This window comes from Pseudomonas citri (assembly GCF_025336485.1).
Taxonomy (GTDB): Bacteria; Pseudomonadota; Gammaproteobacteria; order Pseudomonadales; family Pseudomonadaceae; genus Aquipseudomonas; species Aquipseudomonas citri.
Window position 1 is genome coordinate 1 of record NZ_JAODAB010000055.1, and the last position, 1364, is coordinate 1364.

Sequence of the window (1364 nt, forward strand, 5' to 3'; positions counted from 1 at the left end):
GGGACTGTCAGATTTTTTGTGTTCGGGCCGGTAGCGGCCTGCCGTCAGGCAGGCCTTGATTTCACCAGGTCGGCCTGATGAACCGATCTCCGTACAGAATCGCAAATTGATTCATTGCACTTTTCCAATCATGCGCCGCCGAGCCCCAGTTTGCTGTGATGTTGCGCAGCCCCAGCCAGATCAGTTTGGTCGCGGCGTCGTCGTTCGGAAAGTGACCACGGGTCTTGATGATCTTGCGTAACTGAGCGTTGATGCTCTCGATGGCATTGGTGGTGTAGATCACCTTGCGGATCGCGGGCGGGAAAACAAAAAATGGAATCACTCGATCCCACGCCCGTCGCCAGGCCGCCACAACCGTGGGATATTGCTTGCCCCAAGGCCCGCGCTCAAATTCATCCAGAGCCTGTCCCGCCGCTTGTGCATTGATGGCCTGATAGATCGGCTTGAGAGCCTTGGCCAGTTCTCGACGCTTGTCCCAGGCCGCATAATCAAGGCTGTTGCGGATCAGATGCACGATGCACGTCTGCAGTGTTGTTTCCGGAAACACCGCGCTGAGGGCCTCTGGCATGCCTTTTAGGCCATCGGTCACGGCTATCAGCACGTCCTCGACGCCGCGTGTCTTGAGGTCGTTAAATACCTTCATCCAGAACTTTGCCCCTTCGGTGTTCTCGATCCAGATACCCAGGATGTCGCGTGTCCCGTCGGGTAAAACGCCCAGCGCCAAGTAAATCGCCTTGTTGCGAACCAGACCTTCTTCGCGAATTTTGACCCGCAGAGCATCAAAGAAAATGACCGGATACATCGGCTCTAGGGGACGCTGTTGCCATGCGCCAATCTCTTCCATCACCTCGTCGGTCACCGAGCTGATGAAGTCAGGCGAAACATCCGTCCCGTACTGCTCGGAAAGAAACGCCCGGATCTCTCTGACCGTCATCCCACGGGCATACATGGCGATGATCTTGTCGTCGAAACCGGTGTAACGGCGCTCATGCTTGGGAATTAGAATGGGCGAGAAACTGCCATCTCGATCACGCGGGATGTCCAGCCGGAGCGGGCCATCACCGGTCAGCACCGTCTTGCCGCTCTTGCCATTGCGCTGGTTGGTTTCATCCTCCGGACGCTGCGCGCCCGGAGGATAGCCCAGGTGATGGCCCAGCTCAGCGCTCAGGGCACGCTCGATCAGCGCCTTCTTGAACGCCGCAGAGGCCTCTTCGATGGCCTCCGCGGTCATCAGCGGGGCGGCGGAAAACTGCTCAAGAAGCTCTTTCGGGACCTTCGGTAATTCTCGAAGCGGTTTCTTTTTGGTTGGCATACATGCACCTCTTACTCATGTTATGCCCGAACACAAAATTTCTGACACCCTC

At 57.0% G+C, this 1364-nt stretch carries 1 protein-coding gene; it reads right to left on the reverse strand.

What is annotated here, in order from left to right; all coding sequences use genetic code 11:
- Positions 1 to 61: 61 nt before the first annotated feature.
- Positions 62 to 1312 carry an IS256 family transposase gene (locus tag N4Q37_RS27600; protein WP_260963351.1) on the reverse strand — a complete coding sequence of 417 codons (1251 nt, stop codon included), beginning with the start codon at positions 1310 to 1312 and terminating at the stop codon, positions 62 to 64.
- Positions 1313 to 1364: the final 52 nt, after the last annotated feature.

Bases quoted from the DNA above. Each gene is read 5' to 3' on its own strand.
- N4Q37_RS27600 (WP_260963351.1), bottom strand. From the start codon at position 1,312: ATGCCAACCAAAAAGAAACCGCTTCGAGAATTACCGAAGGTCCCGAAA.